Source organism: Streptomyces sp. NPDC040432 (assembly GCF_055595445.1).
The window spans coordinates 57,504-76,483 of the sequence record NZ_JBVIVP010000009.1; the positions used below are offsets into that span (position 1 = coordinate 57,504).

General features: G+C 69.9%; 15 protein-coding genes and 4 pseudogenes. 9 read left to right on the top strand and 10 right to left on the bottom strand.

The genetic code is table 11. From position 1 onward, the window contains the following. The first annotated feature begins 218 nt into the window (after positions 1–218). From ACZ58N_RS20275 to ACZ58N_RS20290, 4 genes and pseudogenes are all read left to right on the top strand, one after another. Positions 219–905: an HAD-IA family hydrolase gene (locus ACZ58N_RS20275; protein ID WP_471161584.1), complete on the top strand. Its 687-nt coding sequence runs from the start codon at positions 219–221 to the stop codon at positions 903–905. Positions 906–912: 7 nt separating this feature from the next. After that, positions 913–1,159 (top strand): annotated as a pseudogene (locus ACZ58N_RS20280) (IS5/IS1182 family transposase); the annotation flags it as partial. Positions 1,160–1,392: 233 nt separating this feature from the next. Beyond that, the gene (locus ACZ58N_RS20285; RefSeq protein WP_471161587.1) at positions 1,393–2,001 is read left to right on the top strand and encodes a GNAT family N-acetyltransferase; all 609 of its coding nucleotides are present in this window, start codon (positions 1,393–1,395) and stop codon (positions 1,999–2,001) included. Positions 2,002–2,604: 603 nt separating this feature from the next. Beyond that, positions 2,605–3,177: an HD domain-containing protein gene (locus ACZ58N_RS20290; RefSeq protein ID WP_471161590.1), complete on the top strand. Its 573-nt coding sequence runs from the start codon at positions 2,605–2,607 to the stop codon at positions 3,175–3,177. A 187-nt stretch (positions 3,178–3,364) separates the two neighbouring features. Here ACZ58N_RS20290 and ACZ58N_RS20295 read toward each other — a convergent pair whose 3' ends face one another. Together ACZ58N_RS20295 and ACZ58N_RS20300 are read right to left on the bottom strand one after the other, a co-directional pair. After that, entirely contained in the window at positions 3,365–5,875 is a 2,511-nt protein-coding gene (locus tag ACZ58N_RS20295; protein WP_471161593.1) for an alpha/beta fold hydrolase, read from the bottom strand. Between the two features lie 711 nt (positions 5,876–6,586). Further along, positions 6,587–7,108, bottom strand: coding sequence for a hypothetical protein (locus tag ACZ58N_RS20300; protein WP_471161596.1), 522 nt, complete (start codon positions 7,106–7,108; stop codon positions 6,587–6,589). Positions 7,109–7,652: 544 nt separating this feature from the next. On the opposite strand from ACZ58N_RS20300, the gene ACZ58N_RS20305 reads away from it, so the two are divergent. Beyond that, a complete protein-coding gene (locus tag ACZ58N_RS20305; protein WP_471162032.1) occupies positions 7,653–8,390 on the top strand; it encodes an ATP-grasp domain-containing protein in 738 nt (245 codons plus the stop codon). Positions 8,391–8,739: 349 nt separating this feature from the next. On the opposite strand, the pseudogene ACZ58N_RS20310 reads toward ACZ58N_RS20305, so the two are convergent. From ACZ58N_RS20310 to ACZ58N_RS20320, 3 genes and pseudogenes are all read right to left on the bottom strand, one after another. Then, positions 8,740–9,228 (bottom strand): annotated as a pseudogene (locus tag ACZ58N_RS20310) (anaerobic ribonucleoside-triphosphate reductase activating protein); the annotation flags it as partial. Positions 9,229–9,364: 136 nt separating this feature from the next. Beyond that, positions 9,365–9,682 carry an STAS domain-containing protein gene (locus tag ACZ58N_RS20315; RefSeq protein ID WP_471161598.1) on the bottom strand — a complete coding sequence of 106 codons (318 nt, stop codon included), beginning with the start codon at positions 9,680–9,682 and terminating at the stop codon, positions 9,365–9,367. Between the two features lie 363 nt (positions 9,683–10,045). Further along, the gene (locus ACZ58N_RS20320) at positions 10,046–10,486 is read right to left on the bottom strand and encodes a hypothetical protein (protein WP_471161600.1); all 441 of its coding nucleotides are present in this window, start codon (positions 10,484–10,486) and stop codon (positions 10,046–10,048) included. A gap of 1,389 nt (positions 10,487–11,875) precedes the next feature. On the opposite strand from ACZ58N_RS20320, the gene ACZ58N_RS20325 reads away from it, so the two are divergent. After that, the gene (locus ACZ58N_RS20325) at positions 11,876–12,307 is read left to right on the top strand and encodes an SsgA family sporulation/cell division regulator (protein ID WP_471161603.1); all 432 of its coding nucleotides are present in this window, start codon (positions 11,876–11,878) and stop codon (positions 12,305–12,307) included. Between the two features lie 20 nt (positions 12,308–12,327). On the opposite strand, the pseudogene ACZ58N_RS20330 reads toward ACZ58N_RS20325, so the two are convergent. Further along, positions 12,328–12,513 (bottom strand): annotated as a pseudogene (locus ACZ58N_RS20330) (ATP-binding cassette domain-containing protein); the annotation flags it as partial. A 42-nt stretch (positions 12,514–12,555) separates the two neighbouring features. Next, positions 12,556–13,221, bottom strand: coding sequence for a hypothetical protein (locus ACZ58N_RS20335; protein ID WP_471161606.1), 666 nt, complete (start codon positions 13,219–13,221; stop codon positions 12,556–12,558). Positions 13,222–13,719: 498 nt separating this feature from the next. On the opposite strand from ACZ58N_RS20335, the gene ACZ58N_RS20340 reads away from it, so the two are divergent. Further along, positions 13,720–15,027 (top strand): DUF1254 domain-containing protein, encoded by a 1,308-nt coding sequence (locus ACZ58N_RS20340; protein ID WP_471161609.1) that lies wholly within the window; start codon positions 13,720–13,722, stop codon positions 15,025–15,027. Between the two features lie 248 nt (positions 15,028–15,275). Beyond that, positions 15,276–15,685: pseudogene (locus tag ACZ58N_RS20345) on the top strand (IS110 family transposase); the annotation flags it as partial. Positions 15,686–15,839: 154 nt separating this feature from the next. Here the strand turns inward: ACZ58N_RS20345 and ACZ58N_RS20350 are convergent. The 3 genes from ACZ58N_RS20350 to ACZ58N_RS20360 all read right to left on the bottom strand — a co-directional run bounded on the left by ACZ58N_RS20350 (position 15,840) and on the right by ACZ58N_RS20360 (position 17,543). After that, positions 15,840–16,277: a VOC family protein gene (locus tag ACZ58N_RS20350; RefSeq protein WP_471161612.1), complete on the bottom strand. Its 438-nt coding sequence runs from the start codon at positions 16,275–16,277 to the stop codon at positions 15,840–15,842. Between the two features lie 322 nt (positions 16,278–16,599). Further along, positions 16,600–16,839, bottom strand: a complete 240-nt coding sequence (locus ACZ58N_RS20355) for a hypothetical protein (RefSeq protein ID WP_471161615.1) — start codon at positions 16,837–16,839, stop codon at positions 16,600–16,602. 167 nt (positions 16,840–17,006) lie between these two features. After that, a complete protein-coding gene (locus tag ACZ58N_RS20360; protein ID WP_471161618.1) occupies positions 17,007–17,543 on the bottom strand; it encodes a GNAT family N-acetyltransferase in 537 nt (178 codons plus the stop codon). A 250-nt stretch (positions 17,544–17,793) separates the two neighbouring features. Here ACZ58N_RS20360 and ACZ58N_RS20365 point away from each other — a divergent pair, with 250 nt between their 5' ends. Continuing rightward, positions 17,794–18,960, top strand: a complete 1,167-nt coding sequence (locus ACZ58N_RS20365) for a S1 family peptidase (RefSeq protein WP_471161621.1) — start codon at positions 17,794–17,796, stop codon at positions 18,958–18,960. The last annotated feature ends 20 nt before the right edge of the window (positions 18,961–18,980 follow it).

The window sequence follows — 18,980 nt, forward strand, 5'->3', positions numbered from 1 at the left end:
TTCGAGGCCAGGGCGGGGCCGTCCTGACTGCCGAGGACTTCGGATTGGTCCTCGACCTCCCGCGCGAGCATGGTCACCCTCACGCCGACGGGCTGGGCCGGATGCGCGCAGAGGGCCGCTCGATCTGATCGAACTACGGGCGAAGGGGGCGCGGTCAGCCGTCCACACCCCGCGAACCTCATGAGGTGCTGTCCAGCGCCTGATGGCATGATCGATGCGTGATCAGTGAACGCGGCCGCTCCAGTGCGAAGCGGTATGTCCTGTTCGATGTCGATGGCACGTTGATGGATGCCGTGGACAATCAGCGCCTGGTCTGGCGTACGTGGGCAGAGCGGTACGGACTCGACCCTGACGAGGTCCACCGAGTGGCGCTGCGGACACGGCCGACGGAGACGTTCGCGCAGGTTGCCCCGGATCGGGACCCGCGCGAGTGCTTGGCCGCACTGCACGAGTTGGAGGACGAAGATGTCCGGACCGGCACATACGCTGCTTTCGACGGTGCCTCGGAACTGCTGAACGCCTTGGAGCCCGGGTGCTGGGCGTTTGTGACCTCGAACTACGAGCACCGGGTACGTGGACGGTTCGCACGGACGGGCTTGCCGGTGCCGAAGGTCGTCGTGGATGCGGCCGCCGTCGCGGACGGCAAGCCGTCGCCCGTGCCGTACCTGCAGGCAGCCGCGCAACTCGGTGCCGAACCGGAGAACTGTCTGGTCATCGAGGACGCCCTCTCGGGGGTGCAGTCCGGGCTGCGCGCCGGGATGACGGTGTGGGGCGTCAACACCCCCGCGGCGGTCGATGGCGTGCATCTTCACTTCAGCAGTCTGCGGGAGGCGGCCCCGAAGATCCTTGCCTTCGCGTCCGGGGCCGATCCCGACCGGCTGGAGGCCCCGGCCACAGTGGAATGATCTTCCTGTGGCTGGTGTGATCACGGTGTCGCAGCCGTCGTCGATGTTCCCTCCACCGGGTTGAACCCGCGCTGCGCCGGCAAGTTGATGACCATGGGCGCATGGTTCCGGACGCGCCGCGGCACGGATCGCCCTGGAGCCTGCCGTCGGAAGACCGAGCGCTGCTGGTGGCTGCCGATCGGCGCACGAACTTGACGCTGCGCCAACCCACGACGCCGTTCGGCGTCACCGAGTCCGCCGCCGCCGAAATCGTCGCGCCCGTCATCGCGTGGAACGCCGGCTCATCCCCGGAGACACAAGTACTCCGGCCCGGCCCCCGACAACCGGGACATCAAGATCCAGACATGTGCGACGCGGTCGGAGCCCACCGTCTACGCGTACGTGGTGTGCCCGGCGGCAGTCGGGTTGCTGCGGAGCGGGCCGGACGGGACGGCGTGGGCGAGAAATGGATGGCCGGGGGCGCGCCGGACCCGGCAGGATGCGTCGTATGACGCTGCCGACCCCCGAGCTGCACACCGCCCGTCTGCGGCTGCGGCCGTTCACCGACGCCGACGCGGCGCCGCTGTACGCGCTGCACAGCAGCGCTCACGTGCTGCGTTACTGGGATTCACCGCCGTGGACCGAACCGGCCCGTGCCCAGCGCTTCCTCACGACCTGCCGGACCATCGAGGAGGAGGGCACAGGAGCGCGGGTCGCCGTCGACCGCGCCTGCGACTGGGTGTTCATCGGCTGGTGCGGCCTGACCAGTTGGAACCCGGACTTCCGCAGCGCGTCCCTCGGCTACGTCTTCGACGCCGCCGCATGGGGCCACGGCTATGCCACGGAGACCGCGCACGCCGTCCTGCGGTGGGCGTTCGACACCCTCAACCTGAACCGCGTCCAAGCCGAGACGGACACCCGCAACCTGGCGTCCGCCCGGGTCCTGGAGAAACTCGGCTTCGCCCGCGAAGGCACCCTCCGCGAGGACTGCGTCGTCAACGGCGACGTCTCCGACTCCTGGGTCTTCGGCCTCCTCCGCCGGGAATGGCACCCGACGGCCACACCGACGGCCGACCGCCGGACGGTGTCTGATCGCTCCACCTCGCCGACGACCTGACGATCATGGTCACCACGTACCGAGGACCCGGACGGCTACGCCCTCACTCCCAGGACGGCGAGGGTGTAGCCGCCGAAACGACCTTGGCGGGCTGTTGGCGCGCAACGTACGTCCGTCCCCACCGACTCAGGGTCCGGTATGCCCTCGCCTCCGCCATGGGCCGCGGTTGAACCTGCGATCCACCGGCCGTGCCGGAGGCGGTGATCGGTCCGGACGTGGTCGAGGAATCCGCGGTCGCACTCACCGTGGCCCGGCAGTTCTGAAGCAGGCCCTCGGCCGGCCTGCGGTCTCTTTCAAGTAGTACAGCAGTGCGCCGGTCCACTGAGGGGAGTGTTCCTGGCGCCCCGCGCTCCGCCGTTCAGGTGGATCCGGAAAGGGCCGTATTGACTTCTCTGATGGGATCGAAGCCCGGTGATCACAGCCGGGCACATCCCCTCAGGAGGGCAGTTCGTGTCTCACGGCCAGCACCACCAAGTCCGGCTGATCTGTGCGCCGGCAGCAGCCACCCTCGGCACCGACAGTCACCTTTCCGGGGACCGGCACCTGTCATCGCGTGGGCCCGGGCAGGTCTTCATGATGGGCGACAACCCCAGGCTGCCCGTGATGCCCGCAGAGCCGACTCTGGCCGACTTCTTCCAACTCAGGCTCATGCTCGATCCATTCACCACCCGGCACATGCTGCAAAGCGCCCGCCGAGCCCGTCTGCAGGGCATGGACGACAAGATCGTGCTGGCCTGCCTGCTCCACGACATCTCCGTAGCCGGGCTGCTGCGCAGCCAGCACGGGCACTGGGGCGCGCAACTCGTTGAACCGTACGTGGATCCGGAGGTGGCCTGGGCCATCCGCCAGCACGAGATCCTGCGCTACTTCCCCGACGAGAGCGTCGGCTACGGCTATCCCGAGGCGTACGACGACTTCTTCGGCGTCGAGTACCAGCCCCCCGCCCACACCCAGGCCGCCTTCCTCGCCGCCCGCAAGCACCGCTGGTACATGTCCGCGCGGATCGTCACCATCAATGACGTCTACACCTTCGACCCCGACGAGGACGTCGACTTCCAGGAGTTCGAAGACATCGTCGGCCGCCATTTCCGCCAGCCCGCTGACGGCCTCGGCTTCGACGACTCGCCCGTCGCACACATGTGGCGCACCATGATCTGGCCCAACAACTTCCTGTGACCCGGTCGCATGGCACGTTCAGCGCGTTGTCTTCGTGGCCGTTGATCCGAGCGCTGCCCGCACATCACCCTCGCGAGGCGCCGCCTCCGGCCCCCGCAGCCGCTCGTGGAGCGAAGCACTCATGGAGGGAAGGGGCCCGGCACCTGCCCACAGGAGGCATACGGCGGGATCAGGGCCCCCCAGGAGGTCACGGTATGCGACTCACCCCGGCGGTGTACGTCTCCGGCTCTGCCTTCCCAGACGCCTTCGCAGTCGCCTTCGAGGACCCGTCCGGGGAAGTGCCGACCGCCGGTCCGTTGGTGCGGACGAGGTCGGTGGTGAGGGCGACGAGGCGGTCGACGACCCCGGGGGCGATGTGGTGGCCCATGCCGGGGATCTCCGTGTGGCGCGCACCGCTTATCGCCGCCGCCGTCGCGCGGCCACCGCTGCAGTGGACGACGAGGTCGGCGTCCCCGTGGACGACCAGGGTCGGCGCGGTGACCCGGCGCACCTGTGCGGTACGGTCGCCGGACGCCTGGATGGCGCTCAACTGGCGGGCGGTACCGACGACGGCCATGGCGCCGTCGCCGCGGTCCCACTTGCCGGCGGCCCAGGCCCGTTCCACGGCCTCGTCGGGCGGGAAGACGGTCGAGCCGATGTGGCGCATCAGGGCGAGGTGGCTGTCGACGGCCTCTTCGCGGGTGCGCGGCGGCCGGCTCCTCAGCCGCATCAGCGTCGTCGACAGGGCGGTCTGCCCGACTCCCCTCTGTCCGGTGGTCGAGAAGAGCGACGTGAGGGTGGCGACCCGGTCGGGATGCTGGGCGGCGACGGTCTGCGCGATCATCCCGCCCATCGACATGCCGAACAGGTTCGCACGCTCGATGCCGAGGTGGTCGAGCAGCCCGAGGGTGTCGGCCGCCATGTCGGCGATGCGGTAGGAGTCCGGCCGCGGCCGGGCACGCAGCAGCTGGAGTTTGGTCGGGGGCGGTGTCGCGATCCGGCTGGACCGGCCGACGTCCCGGTTGTCGAACCGGATCACCCGGAAGCCGTTCGCGATGAAGGCGTCGACCATAGTCCGGGGCCAGGAGGTGAGGTCCAGTCCCAGACCGGCGATGAGCACCAGCGGGGTCCCGGCGCCGGGTCCGTCGATCCTGTAGCAGATCCGGGGCCCGTCCGGCAGGTCCACGAAGCGGTCCTCGGACGCGTCGGACGCGTCCTGGGGTGTGATGGATGCCGGCTCCCGGCGGGATCCACCGGGGCCGGAGAAGACCAGGGCCGGGTCGGCCACGCCGCCATGGCGCAGGAGCTCGACGTCGGCGGCGTACTCCATGGGGGTCACCCAGGGGGCGGTGGTGCCCTGGCGGGGCAGACGGAGCACGGCGCGCTGGATGTAGCCGGCGGCGAAGTCGAGGAGCGGCCGGGTGGGCATGGCCGGGTCAGGTGTACGGGGTCGGCAGACGGTGTGGCCGTGGGTGTCCATGTGGGCCAGCAGGCGGCAGAAGTGCTCGCAGAGCAGGCCGACCTTGAGGGTCCACGACGAGTTGAGGTAGCCCATGACGTAGGCGAAGTTGGGCACGCCCGACAGCATCATGCCCTTGTAGGAGACCGTGTCCGGCAGGGACACCGGCTCGCCGTCGACGGTGAGGCTGATGCCCCCGAAGGGCTGCAGGTTCAGGCCGGTGGCGGTGACGATGATGTCGGCCGGCAGCGTCCGCCCGGATTCCAGTCGCACGCCGTGCTCGGTGAACGCGGCGATCCGGTCGGTGACGACGGAGGCCTTGCCCGCGCTGATGGCGGTGAACAGGTCACCGTCCGGGGCGACGCAGAGTCGCTGCTCCCACGGGTTGTACGGCGGGCTGAAGTGCTTGTCGACGGGGTAGCCCTCGGGCAGTCGCTTGGCGTTGGCCCGGTGGATGATCCGGCGGGCCGCCTTGGGGTGCTGCTTGCAGAACCGCCAGACCCTGCGCTGTCGGACGACATTCTTGCGCCGGGCGAGGGCGGCGCCGCGCTCGTCCCCGAGGACTGCCCTGAGGGCGTTGGCCACCTTGTCCCGCTTCGGGTACGGGAGGACGTAGGTCGGCGTCCGCTGGAGCATGGTCACGTGCTCGGCGGTGGCGGCCATGGCGGGTACCAAGGTGATCGCGGTGGCGCCGCTGCCGATGACGACCACGCGCTTACCCGCGTGGTCGAGGTCCTCCGGCCACTTCTGCGGGTGCACGATCGGGCCGGTGAACCGTTCCTGCTCCTCGAAGCGCGGAGTGAAGCCCTCGTCGTACCGGTAGTAGCCGCCGGCGCAGAACAGCCAGCCCGCCGTCAGCCGCACCGGCTCGCCGGTGTCCGTACGCACGGCGTCGACGGTCCACCGGGCGTCCGCCGAGGACCATGCCGCGCGGATAACCTTGTGGTGGTAGCGGATCGTGGCGTCGAGCCCGTTCTCGGTCACCGTCTCGCGCAGGTAGGCCAGGATCCGCGGCGCGGAAGCGATGGCTTCCTTGTCGCGCCAGGGCTTGAACGCGTAGGCGAAGGTGTGCAGGTCGGAGTCCGAACGGACGCCGGGGTACCGGAACAGGTCCCAGGTACCGCCGGGCGCGCCCCTGGCCTCCAGGATCCCGAAGCTCTTCGTGGGCAGTTCCGTCTTGATGTATCGACCGGCCCCGATTCCGGAGATGCCGGCGCCGACGATGAGGACGTCGAGGTGCTCGGGATGCGTGGATGTCATGGCTGCTCCTGCAGGCCTGGGTGGGAGGTGGCGCGGCCCGGTCCGCGGCGTACGCGCGGCAACGGGCCGGTGCCCCGGTCGGTGACCGGCCAACAGCGGAGGGTGTCGGACCGGTGGGTGCACCGGCAGTGGATTCCGACGGGTGTGGCAGCGGGTTCACTCCTCGTACGTGGCTTCGTGGACCACACTCACCGCATTCCGCCCGCCCCGGTATCCCCCAAAGCGCCTCAACCAATCGGTCGACCTCACACCCCGGGAACCGCCGCCGGGGCGGAACGGCGGGCTGTGCAGGCCGGTGCCGACGATCTCCTCCAGGACCTGCTCACCCATCGCACCGAACGAGCGGCGCGACGCGACGCACGCACCCCCTCGACACGCTGCGGGCAGCCGTCCCTGGCTCATCGGCGACTGCCGTACCGCTGCGCTGGACCTCGCGGACCTGACTCCGACGTCGTTACGGCATCGATGCCCGGTGGGAGGCTCCGTCCTGTCGACGGCTTCGGCAGCTGCCCTATCGGACCCGGGTGGCAAATGCTGATGCGGTGCGAAAGAGGTGCCGTGGGCTCTCCTGTGGTGCTGGGTATCGACGCCTGCGGAGCACCAGCACGAGGCCCCGCAGGGCGCGCCGCTGCTGCCGCTGGATGCCGGGGCAGCCCGCGGCCGACCACCCCGGAGCCGCGTCGTCCCGGGGCCACCGCCGATGGCGGTGCGTCAGACGGTCCAAGTGCTCATTTCCACCCGGAGGGTCCCATCCTCCAGGGGCCAGGCGTTGATCGAGGTGGCATCCGCGATGTGCCGTCTGACGATGCCCTTGGAATCCGGCGGCGTGTCGTCGGCGGGCATGTCGATATCCGCGCACAGGTCGGCCACAGGGGTGCAGGGGCGGAGCGGCGGCGCTGTGGGGTAGGAGGCCCGGAGCCAGGCGTCGAAGTCCGCGCGCGGGATGCGGAACTCGGCTCCGTACTGGATGCCCAGCCACTGACCGTGCAGACATTCGGCGTTGCGCGCGGAGGCGGGCAGCGGCTGGGCAGCGGCGAACCGCGTGGCATCGCCGCAGGGAACGCGCATGGTCCCCTTGGCGAGTTGAACAGCGCCGTGGACGAACCACACACCGGCGCCGAGAACACCCAGGACCACAACACCGACGACGCTCCAGATCGTCACGGGCCGTCGCAGGACGCGTTTCAGGCGGCCCGCCGGCGCTGATCCGGTTGCGGTCGTCACTTCGGTCATGATGGCGCAGCTCCTCGCATGATGCTCCCCGCAGGTGCGGGTGATCCAATTGAACAAGTTCAGTATGAACGCGTTCAATATAGCCCCACTTCGCCACCCCCTGAACCCAACTGGCGCCCGCGTCTGCCGGGTTCGCTGCCCGGATCCGCATCCACAGCCGTGATCGGCGAGGTGGAGCCGAAGGCGCGCAGGCGCCGCGACGGAGCCCGGGGAACGGCTTCCGGCTGATCGGGGGGAGGACGTCACGGCGCCCCCACGTGGCCTCGAACCGGGCGCCGACCCACGGGCGTCCGGGGTAGGCCAGGGTCGGGTGCTCGGCGGCCTGGCGGGCCTGCTCCAGCCCGGTGGGCGCCGCGCCGCACGCCTGCGCCGCAAGCGGCGGCCGGCTCGGTGAGCGGCCAGGCCGTCACCCGGTGGGCACCAGCCCCGGCTGTGTCGCGGGGAATCTCAGCTGCGGTGGCGGACGCGGCGGGGCTAGCGTGGTGCCCTTTGGGAGTGGGAGGGGATCGCGGTGCTGGTCATGCCCGGGCGGCGGACGTCGACGATGGAATTGTTGGCCGTGGAGGCGGCGGGCCGTGGGATGTCGGTCAGGGCTGCTGAGGAGCCCGACCTGGCGGGCCCGGCGTACTGGTACGGCGGGCCGGTCGCGGGTGCCGGGCTGGCGGGCCGGCTCGCGTTCGCACTGCTGGAGCCCACGGACAACTGGCTCGCCGAGCTGCCGGAGGAGTTCATCGGCCGCCGGATTCGGGCTGCGACAGTGGCGGACGCGTGGGCGCTCGACCGGCCGACGTTCGTCAAACCTCCCCGTGACAAGTCCTTTCCCCCCGCCGTCCACACCGATGGTTCGCGGCTGCCGTCCGACCTGGACCCGGCACTGCCGGTGCTGCTGTCCGAGGTGGTGACCTTCGCCGCGGAGTACCGGCTGTTCCTGTTGGACGGCCGGATCGCTGCGGCGAGCCGGTACGCGGTCTTCGGCCGGCTCGACCCCCGTCCGCTCGGTACGGAACTGGCGGAACGGGTGGTCGCAGCGGAGATCACGGAGTTCACCGACCGCCTGGTCGCCGAGGTCGGCCACACGTTGCCGAGCGCCGTCGTCGTCGACGTCGGGCAGTTGCTCGACCCGTACCGCCCGGGCCACCGCTGGGCCGTGGTGGAGGCCAACATGGCGTGGTTCTCGCACGCCTACGCCGCCGACCCGGCACGGGTGCTGGACGTGGTCCTGCGGGCGGCGGGCCCCCGCGAGCATGTGCAGCCTCGGGACCTGGCCTTCGAACGGCACTGACCCACACCGCTCGACCCCGAGCTCGCCGTGGTCAGCCCGGATTCCAGGAACCGGAACTTCCATTCGTGCCAGGTCGCCCACCAGCGAACAAACCCGGTCCCGGTGATCACTCGTCCGGGTGTTCCCGGGACGGCGGAGCGGTCTTCGGCGAGGTTGGCCCAGGCTTCGGAGCAGTGGGCAGGGCTTCGGAGCAGTGGGCAAGGCTTCGTAGACGCGGTCCAGGAGGCGCCGGTGGAGCGTGTGCCGGCCGTGGGTTCGTTCGACCGCCCACCGTTTCTGCTGAGGTTTTCAGGGCGGGGTCGGTGGTGTGAGGGTAAGGCGGCGGCCAAGTGGGTGTTGAGAGGCGAGGCTATGCACGGCGTGCTTCCTGCCACACGTGTCGACTCAGCCCCTGGCTGTCCAGCCAAGTCCGCAGGGCGATGATGTCGCCGAGGTCCATCAGAGCGGGATCGACGGTCGTGCGCAGCTGGTACTGCACACCTGAGTCGAGCAGGAGCCGTAGGCTGCGTCCCGCGGGTGAGTACGCGTTGCGTGCGCCCGTGATCCTTGCGTAGGTGTCCGGGTGGGCCTTGACGTCGAAGCCCACCCAATCGAGGAGCCCCGCGGACAGCAGTTCCTCGAAGCGGCGGGGGTAGGCGCCACCGGTGTGCAGGCCCACGGCGAAGCCCATGTCCCGGGCTGCGCGGGCCGCGTCGGCGATGCGTGCTTGGAGCAGGGGTTCGCCGCCGGAGAGCACGATGCCGTCGAGGAGACCGCGGCGGCGGGCCAGGTGGTCGGTCACGGTGGGCCAGGTGATCTTCGGCGGCGCCTGGGCGTCGAGCAGTTCGGGGTTGTGGCAGTAGCCGCAGCGTCAGGGGCAGCCCTGGCAGAAGACGGTGGTGACGAGGCGTCCCGGCCAGTCGCAGGTCGACAGTCGGGACCAGCCGCCGATGCGGATCACGCGGGGGTTGCCGAGGTGGCGCCTCAGCCGAAGTTCAGCGAGTCCCGGTCCCCTCGCGGATTTCGAACAGGGGCAGCACACCCGTCATATCCAGCAGCCGCCGCAGCTGACTCGGCAGCGGGCCGGCAAGCACCAGCGGACGGGCGTGGCGCAGACGCACCAGGACGCCGAGGAACGCGGAGTCCGCGAATGCCAGCTCGGCGACGTCGACGACCAGGAGCTCGGCGCCCGCGGCCTCGCGGTCGCAGGCGTCCGCGAGCAGGCCGACCGAGTCCAGGTCGAACTCGCCCGAGCACACCACCCTGCACGCGCCGTCCGACTCGAACCGCACTTCCACCGTGGGTGACTCCATCACCGACCCCCTTCATCAGGATTGCCTTGCCCGACCGTACGTCGTCACCGGCCGAAGCGGTAGAAAGCCCGGCGCCGGAAGGCCGCTCGGTACTGAATGCCGCGGCCGGTCCGCCCCCGTACAGGACGGCAAGCCTCCCCCGGCGGGAGAGAGGGACGCCACCCCGGCGGAGCGGTGAAACACATCGGTCGGGGTGGGCCGACGGCCGGAGCGAGGCCGTGCAGCCCTGAGGGCCGCCTCCCGGCTCCGGGAGGCGGCCCTCGGTCGGCCGGGCCTACGATCGGGCCGCCGGCCGCCTTTGGATGCGCGCGCAGCGTGAAGCGCGTGCCGCGATGAGCATCGTGGGGGTTGCGAGTGTGGTCGTCAGCCCGGGCACTGCAGGCCGGTCCGGGCGGACTGCACCGCGGTGTTCAGCATCTCGGCCTGCGGCTTCAGCTTGGTGGCGGCCTCGGTGCCGGTGGTGTTGTCCGGCAGGTCGTCCCAGGTCTTCTTCAGACCGTCCGCCGCGGACTTCACGGCGTCCTTCTGGGCCGCTTCCCAGGTGGCCGTGGACTTCCCGACCGTGTCCCAGCCTTCCTTGACGTCGTCGTACGCGTCCTTGACCTGGTCCTTCGTCGCCGAGGCCGGATCCAGACCGGACAACGCCGTCGCGTCGGAACGGAGCTTGTTCAGGTCGGTGCACAACTGCACAGCCGCTTCACTGGAGTTGGGGCTCGGATCGACCGCGAAGGCGGGAGCAGCCGCGCCGGCGGACAGGAGCAGCGCTGCGGCCGCGCTCACGAAAGTACGCGGAACGTGCCTCATGGGGTTTCCCCTCGTTCGGGATTCCTCGGGTCGTCCCCGCCCCTGACATCCCCGAGCTTCCGGCACACCACGCTGACACAGCCCACCGGACCCCGCAATCCGCGACTGCCACACCCTCGCAGTTGCATGGCCCGCGCGAGAGGAGCAGGAGTCGCTCGCCTCCGCGGGTGCCGTTGCCGGGGCGTCGGAAACCGACCCGGGCGGTCGCCGAACGGCCCGGAAGCGGCATGCACGCCCATTCTGCGCTCCACCGAACGGGTGAAGTCCGACCGGCAGGGGGGTCAATCCGCCACCGCACGATCGCCGCTGTCGGCGGGAACGGTGGGCACGACCGCGCCCACGCCTCGGTCAGCGCTCACAGCAGGAAATTCAGCTCGCTGTTCACCCACCGTGTGCCCCTGCGCCTGATGGTCGCGATGCGTTTCGAGGCGGCGCGGCGGGGTCTCGTCGGTGGCAGCAGCGGCCGGTTCTCCGCCGCGGAGGGCGGAAGGCCGACCCTGCGGCCAGGTTTGGTATCGAAGTGGTCACGGTCGGTGTTCGGGACGTTCGGGTGGGCACGTGAGCGTCATGTCCGTCGTCCACGCTCGTCTCCGGATCCCCTTCGTGCGTCTCGCTCACGCGGTCGTGGTGTCGTCACCAGCGGCCGGGCGCAGACGGCGCGCGGGTGTCGGCACACGGCTGCGGCGCAGGATTCGCGCCCATCGTGACATCGAGATCTTGTCGGCTCGGATCCCGGGCTCCGCGGGTGGCTCGGGCGTTGTCGATTGCCTGCTGCTGGTTCAGGTCCGCAGGGTCGTGGGGCAGATTCACTACCGGGCCTGCGTCGATTGCGGTGTAGGCGTCATCACTGCTGTGGACCTTGACGACCCCTACCATTCACACAGGCCGTATTTCCACAGTCGCGCCCTCTCCCACCTGCGATTCCGCCATCCTCAGTTCGCGTGGCACAACACCACGACCGAACGCAGGACGCGCCGCCTTTTCCCCCGCGTCAGCGCTTTGGCACCTCTCCCCAGCAGCGAGTGCGTCCACCCGGCTCCATAGCCCTCGCTCAGGGGCGGTGTGGGACACGGGCCTTCCGGTGGCGGTGTCGGTCCCTGTGTGCCGGGCGGTGTGGGTCGACCCGCGAGCCGGAACCGAGGCGACTCTCGAAGCGCCGGCGGAGGCCGTCGCCCGCTTCCGGGCGGTCCGGCCGGTGGGGCGTCGAGCCTGGTCGGCGCGGATGCGGTCGGCCCGAACCGCTCGCGGTCACGGTGGGCGTTGCCCACCCAGCGCGGCTGCGCACGTCCGGGTTTCACCCGGTCGGCGCACAGCCGCAGAGCGTCGAAGCGCTTTGCGGGGGCATACGAGGAGCGTCGCCCACCCCGCCGTTTTCCAAGATTGGATCCTGTGGACGCCCCTTCTCGCTCGGGCTCGGCCCGCCGCGATGCCTGCTGGTCCACCGTCGCCCGCCAGTACCTCCCCCACGAGGCTGAGGCGCGGACTGTCCCGGTGACCTTCACCTACCGGCGCAGCGACCCCCTGTGCGTCCGCGCCGTCTTCCACTGTCCCCAGGGCAACGACGTCTCCTGGATCCTGGGACGCGACCTGTTGGCCGGCGCCACCCGCACACTCACCGGCAACAGCGATGTCATCGGCTGGCCCGACCCCGTCGACAGCCGACTGTGGCTGCGCCTGGGACCCGCACCGGAGCACGCCCTTCTCAGCCTCGATCTGCAGCAGTTGACCGAATGGCTGCAGATCACCTACGTCCTCCTCCCGTCCGGCTCCGAGGAGGACCACCTGGATTGGACGCCCATCCACGAGCTCCTGGACCGCTGAGAAACCGGCGCGTCACCGGCGATCGCTTGGTCGTCCAGGTCGTTGGTCGGTTCGTCCAGGAGTAGAAGTTCCGGTTGGGACGCGAGCGTGGCGGCCAGTGCCAAGCGGGCTCGTTCTCCGCCGGACAGGGTGTCGAGCGAACGGTCCTGATCCAGGTGTGGCAGGCCGAGGCCGTGGAGCGCGATGCCCACGCGGGTATCGGCCTGGCCTGCTGCCGTCAGGTCGTGTCCGACGGGCGCCGGTTGCGTTCAGCCGAGGAAGCGTTTGATCCTGGGAAACTTCGCGGTGGTGTCGACGTAGTACTTGCGGACCAGCGGGCCGAAGCCCGTGTCCCCCTCGCCGAGAATCATCGCCTTGATGACCCCCAGGCTCTTCGCCGCCGTGAACTCCTCCGGCTTCGTCTCGGGCTCACCCGCGACCAGCGCCTTCCACGCCTCCCGGGACTTCGTCGTGGCGCTGACGTCCGGGTCCAGGCCCAAGTAGTAGACGGTCCCGTCGTCTTCCTTCCCGACTGCCAGGAAGACGATCACGTGAAATCCGGTGGTGAAATGACTCTCCGCCCCGCCCACGTGATCGGCCGGACCGTTGACATACACGGCACGGCCCGCCTTGAGGGCCTTGTCGATGCCGGCCCACGCGGCCGGGGCGCTGATCACCGACCCGAGGTCGGCGGGCGTGAAGAGCCCGCCCTCCGCAGGGCTCAGCAGCGTGCCGACCGACTTGGCTCGCACCTTGCAGTCGGAGTCCATCATGTTCTTGAACGTGGAATCGACCGGCATCTGGAGCCAGCACGCGAGGCGCTTGAGGCCGGTGCTGCCCTCCGTCGCGGCCACCTTCGTCGCGATCCGGTCCCTGATGTCCTTGAGCGACGGCTCGGGCTTGTCGCCGGCCTGAACGTACGCCTGCTCGATCACGACGCATCCCCCCGGATCCGGGCCCCTCGGCCCCCTGTGACGCACGGAGCGTACCCGGAAAGGAGCGGACCGTGAAGACCGCAGGCGCCCAACTCCACTTCATGGCAACGCTGTTGAGGGGATCCGCCATCGAATGCGTGGCTGCCGACAGCACGTGATGGGGAGAGTCGAACGAGGTGGAGCGGATCGTGACGGACCGGGACCCGACCGGGACCCCCGGCCCAGCAGCACGCTCCGGGCGACGCGACGCCACGTGACGTGACGCGACGGCACGTGACGTGACGCGTCGGCCGGGCCGGATCAGGTCGTCGACGCGAGCAATGCGCTGTGGAGGATCACCGGTCGCCAGGACATCCTGGTCGCCGCGCTAACCCGTACGGAGTGTAGTCACCCATCACCCGTAGCCCCCCGGCGGCGTTGGCGGCGGTAGGCGTGACGAGCGGTGTAGGAAGAACGGGAATGTTCATCGTGAGCCGCGAGTGATGGTGAGGTGCGGGTGTGAACGAGTTGCCTGCCGATCTGCAGTCCCTGGCCCGCGAGGCGTACGTGTACCTGTACCCGCTGGTCATGATGGACGTCACGCGTCGGCAGTCGACCGCTCCGCCTGCGGACGTCAGACCGGGCTACGGACCACCGAACCGGTTCCATCACGCGCGCGCGTTCCCCAGGGCAGATTTCCGCGCGGTGGTACGGCCCAACTTCGACACCCTGTACTCCACCGCCTGGCTCGATCTGACCGCCGGACCGGTGGCGCTGCACGTCTCCGGCCCTGCGGACCGCTACTACATGCTGCCGCTGTTGGACATGTGGACCGACGTGTTCGCCACCATCGGTCAGCACACCACCGGCGCCGGTGAACAGGACTACCTCATCGTCGGCCCCGGTTACGAGGGCGAGGGCCGGGGCGGGGCAGTGGTGCTGCGCGCGCCGACTCCGTACGTGTGGATCATCGGGCGGACCCAGACCAACGGAACGACCGACTACGAGGCCGTCCACGAGATCCAGGACGGCTACGCGCTCACCCCGCTGACCCCCACCGAGCACGCGCCGTCACCCGACGTGGACATCCGGACCAACGCGCTCACCCTGGTCAACGGCCTCGATGCCGTCGCGTTCTTCACCCACGCCGCACGGGCCTTGGCCGTCAACCCGCCCCATGCGACGGACTTCTCCGTCCTGACCCGCATCGCCAGGCTGGGCATCGTCCCGGGCCGCGGCTTCGAACCCGGACGCTTCGACGCCACCGGCATCGCGGAACTCCAAGCCGGTACGAGCGCCGCCTTCGACGCGATCCGCGGCGCCCTGGCCTCCTTCGGCACCGCCGTGAACGGCTGGCGCACCTCCATCGACAGCATGGGCGTGTACGGCAACAGTTACCTCAAACGCGCCGCCCTCGCCGCAGGAGGTCTCGGCGCGAACCCGCCCGAGGACGCCGTCTACCCCGTCCTGATCACCGACGCCGACGGCGACCCCATGACCGGGGAGAACAGCTACCTCCTCCACTTCGCCGCCGACGCGCTGCCACCCGCCGACGCGTTCTGGTCCATCACCATGTACGACGCCGAAGGCTTCCAGGCGGCCAACGAACTCGACCGCTTCGCCCTCGGCGACCGGGACCCACTGGTCCACAACACCGACGGATCCCTCGACATCTTCATCTCCCCGCACAATCCGGGCCCGGACCGGGAGGCGAACTGGCTCCCTGCTCCACCCGGACCGCTCGGGATCACCATGCGGCTGTACGCGCCCCGGCCCGAGGCACTCGACGGACGCTGGCACCCGCCCCCGGTCCGCAGGACGAACTGACCCGAGCACGACGACACGATGAGCCGGCTGACGCCCGGCCCGTTCCGCGGTCCTCAAAGTTCCCTACGTTTGTTCGCGGGACCGGGCGAGCCCTTCGTACGGTTGGCCAACCCAGGGGCGTCGGGTGAGCTTTCAGAGTTCTGCCGCTTGTGCCTTCGATCGATTGGCCGCCCGACGCACCACGACGACTCGGCTGCCAATGAGGAATTGCGAATGATCGCTCCGTGGGAATCGACAGCGAGGTCGTCGAGCCCGAACTCCTCGAACGCCTCAACGACGTCCTGGCCCTGGGCGATCAGGTGACCTGGCGAATCGACCTGGCCGACGGCGGAGCCGCCCCGGCCATCGGCATCCTCCTCAACCACGACCAGCCGGTGAACCACATCTCCGGCCGGGCCATCCACCGCGCCTCCGAGAGCTACCGGGGCGAGGGCAGGACCGACGCCAAGGACGCCGCGGTCATCGCCGACCAGGTCCGTATCAGGCGTGACCCGAACCCCTTACGCGCCGGCGACGAAACCGTCATCGATCTCAAGGTCCTCACCGGTCGCCGCATGGATCTCGTCGCCGACCGGACCCGCATCATCCACCGACGCCGGGCCAAGTTTCCGGAATCTTCCCGGGCCTGGAACGGGCCCTGGACCTCACCAACAAAGGAACCGTAAGGTCCTCCGCCGCTCGACATCGGGTCAACGTCCCACGGGCCCTCCTGCGTGACGGCCGGTGCCACGAGCCGGCCCCGCCGGCAAGGGCTGCCGCGCAGGAACCGACGCGACACGTTCCGCGCCGTGCGGTCGATCCGGCACGTTGGGTCAGACCAGGCAGAACTCGTTACCTTCAGGGTCTGCCATCACCACGTGATCCGGCCTGCCCTGCAACTCCTCCTCGCGGACCACAGTCGCACCCGCCGTGGTCAACCGCTCGACCGCCTCGACCACACGCGGCCAGCGGATCTCCCACGGTGTTTCGCGGCCGCCACCGACTTGCACGTCGAGGTGCAACCGGTTCTTCACCGACTTCGGCTCCGGCACCTTCAAGAAGGACAAGGTGGGGCCCACGCCGTCCGGATCCGAGAGATACGCCCCGTCATCCCACTCGTCCTCCGGAACGCCATGGTGCGAGAACCACTCCTCCCAGCTCCCGAACCCTGCGGGCGCCGGCTTCTCCGCATAGCCCAATGCCAGTGCCCAGAACGCGGCCAGCTTGGCCGGGTACGCGCAGTCGATCGTCAAGCTCCACTTGGTCGCCATGAGACCTCCCCAGTCCGATGAACGGACCGTACCGGGCACCTCTGACAATCACCGGCCTGCCACCTCGTGCGTGCCCTGCGGCTTGACGAACGGCATGAGGAATCCATCGGCGGTCCACGGAATCCCGCTACCCCGCTGCCCGGCCCCTGCCCGGTCACGCCGACAACCTCAGGCGATGGACCGGCAAACGGCCGGTCGGGGCGTCCCATCCGTCATGCCGGCCACCCCGTGTGTCCCGCTGGGAACCAGGGGCTTGGGGGTTTCGGGCGCTCGGGGGTTTCGGGCCCCCCGCCATCGCGGGTCCGGCGGAGAGGCCGGCGGGTCAGAAGCGGACCCAGAGGACATAGACGTCCGGGCGGCTGGTGCTGAAGGGCTCGCAGAGGTACAACGCGCCCCAGATCGGACGGCCGGCGATACCCGCGGCCTGGCATTCCGCGTACGAGGAATGGTGGCTGCGGGCGTAGAAGCCGGGCCCCGCGGCCTGAGCGGTACCCGTGGCCCCCAAAGCGAGTGCTCCAGCGGCGATCGTGGAAGCAAGCGCGGCTGCGACGCGACGGTACATGGCATGTCCTCCTGAATGAACGATGCAATGTGATGCAGTGCGTGACGGTGGTGCCGTACGACTCGTACCGGCTGCGCAGCCGTCAGGAACGGTACCGGCGGGGATCCCCGCAAGCAATGGTCCAGACCAAAATGGCAGGTCCTGTTCTGCTGCGGTGGCCGCTTCCTTCACATGGGGAGCGAGAGCAGCCGTACTGGCCCGGCGGGCCAACGGGCGTTGTCGCGCAGGGGCGTCACCATGGTCCGCAGCGGCATCGTCACCAGGCGTCCTTCGGGTTGTTCGACGAGTACATCGCCGCCGAGCGGGTGCCATCCGAGGCGCTCGTAGAGCGACACCAAGGGAGGGCGGCAGAACAGGAGTGCGTGCTGCGGGCCCATCGTGCGCGCGTGTTCCAGGGCGGTGGCAACGACCAGCCGAGCCAGGCCCCGACCTTGCATGCCGGGTGCCACGGCCACGCCGCCGACGCCCACCACTTCCATCTCGGCGTCGCCGATCGCGACAGGCAGTCGCCGCAGGCCGGCGTGTGCAACGAGCCGGCCCTCGTGTCGGATGCCGAAGTGTTCTTCTTTCGGCAGCCAGGTCAGGCCGGTCGAGGCGACACCGAAGGGATCCTCGTTCCGGCCAAGGATCTCTTCCTGGTCCGCCTTCGTGTATTGCGGAAGTCGCACCACAGTGGGCGCCACAGTGGGTTGGGGCTCGGACATTCCCCCATGATGATCTCTCCGCCGCGCTCCGGCCAGGCGATTCCCCGCCGAAACCGGGCGCTTCCCCTCGTGGCTGCTCCCGCGTCGCCCAGGGCGCCGGGGGTGGTCCTCGGTGGCCGCGCGGTCTCGCGGGTCCCGGCCGCGACGGAAACGGAACTTGATATGGACCTGACAGGACAGCTCGGCTAGCGTGATTCCCGACATTCTGTGAGAGCGCTCTCAAGCGTTCGATCCCCGCATAGGAGGTCCCGTGAAACACGCCATCCCCTTACGCGCCGCCGTCGCCGCCCTGCTCCTGTCCGTGAGCCTCAGCACCGCGCACGCCGGCGTGGCGGGCGCGGTCCCGCTGCCGGAGTCCGTCGAGGCACCGACCGCCGCCACGACGTCCGCCTCGGCCGGCCTGCTCGACGCGATGCGCCGGGACCTCGGGCTCACCGCCTTCCAGACCGAGGAACGACTGAGCCAGGAACGGGCCGCCGCTGCCACGGAAAAGGCCGCACGACGGACCGCGGGAGGCGCGTACGGCGGCTCGTGGTACGAGCCGTCCACCGGCCGACTCGTCGTCGCGGTGACCGAACGGGCGAAGGAGTCCGAGGTGCGGGCACTGGGCGCAGACACCCGCCTCGTCCGGAACAGCGCCACCGCACTGGACGACGCCAAAGCGCGACTGGACACCCTCCGCGCCCCCACCGGAGTAGCCGGCTGGCACGTCGACCCGCGCACCAACAGCGTCGTCGTCACGGTCGTACGTACCGAGCGGGAGGCCCCCGACGTACGGGCGTTCCTCGACCGGGCCCGGGCCGGCGGCCCCGTCACGGTCGCCGAGACGGCGCAGGCGCCCCGTACCTACGCCGCGGGTACCGTCGGCGGCGACCCGTACTACACCGGCAACGTCCGCTGTTCGATTGGTTTCTCGGTGTACGGCGGCTTCGTGACGGCCGGCCACTGCGGGCAGACGGGTGCCGCCGTGCGCGGCTGGGACGGATCCGCGATGGGCACCTTCCAGGGATCCTCGTTCCCCGGCAACGACTACGCGTACGTCGGCATCCACAGCGGCTGGTGGACCGTACCGGTGGTGCTCGGCTGGGGCACGATCCCGGACCAGTTGGTACGCGGCTCCGCCGAGGCACCCATGGGCGCCTCGATCTGCCGGTCGGGATCCACGACGCGCTGGCACTGCGGCACCGTCCTCGCCAAGAACGAGACCGTCAACTACAGCCAGGGCGCCGTCCACCAGATGACGAAGACCAGCGTCTGCGCGGAGGGAGGAGACTCCGGCGGCTCGTTCCTCAGCGGAGACCAGGCACAGGGCGTCACCTCCGGCGGTTGGGGCAACTGCTCGTCCGGCGGCCAGACGTGGTTCCAGCCGATCAACGAGATCCTCGGCCGCTACGGCCTGACGCTTCACACCACCTGACACCGAATACCGGAAACCGG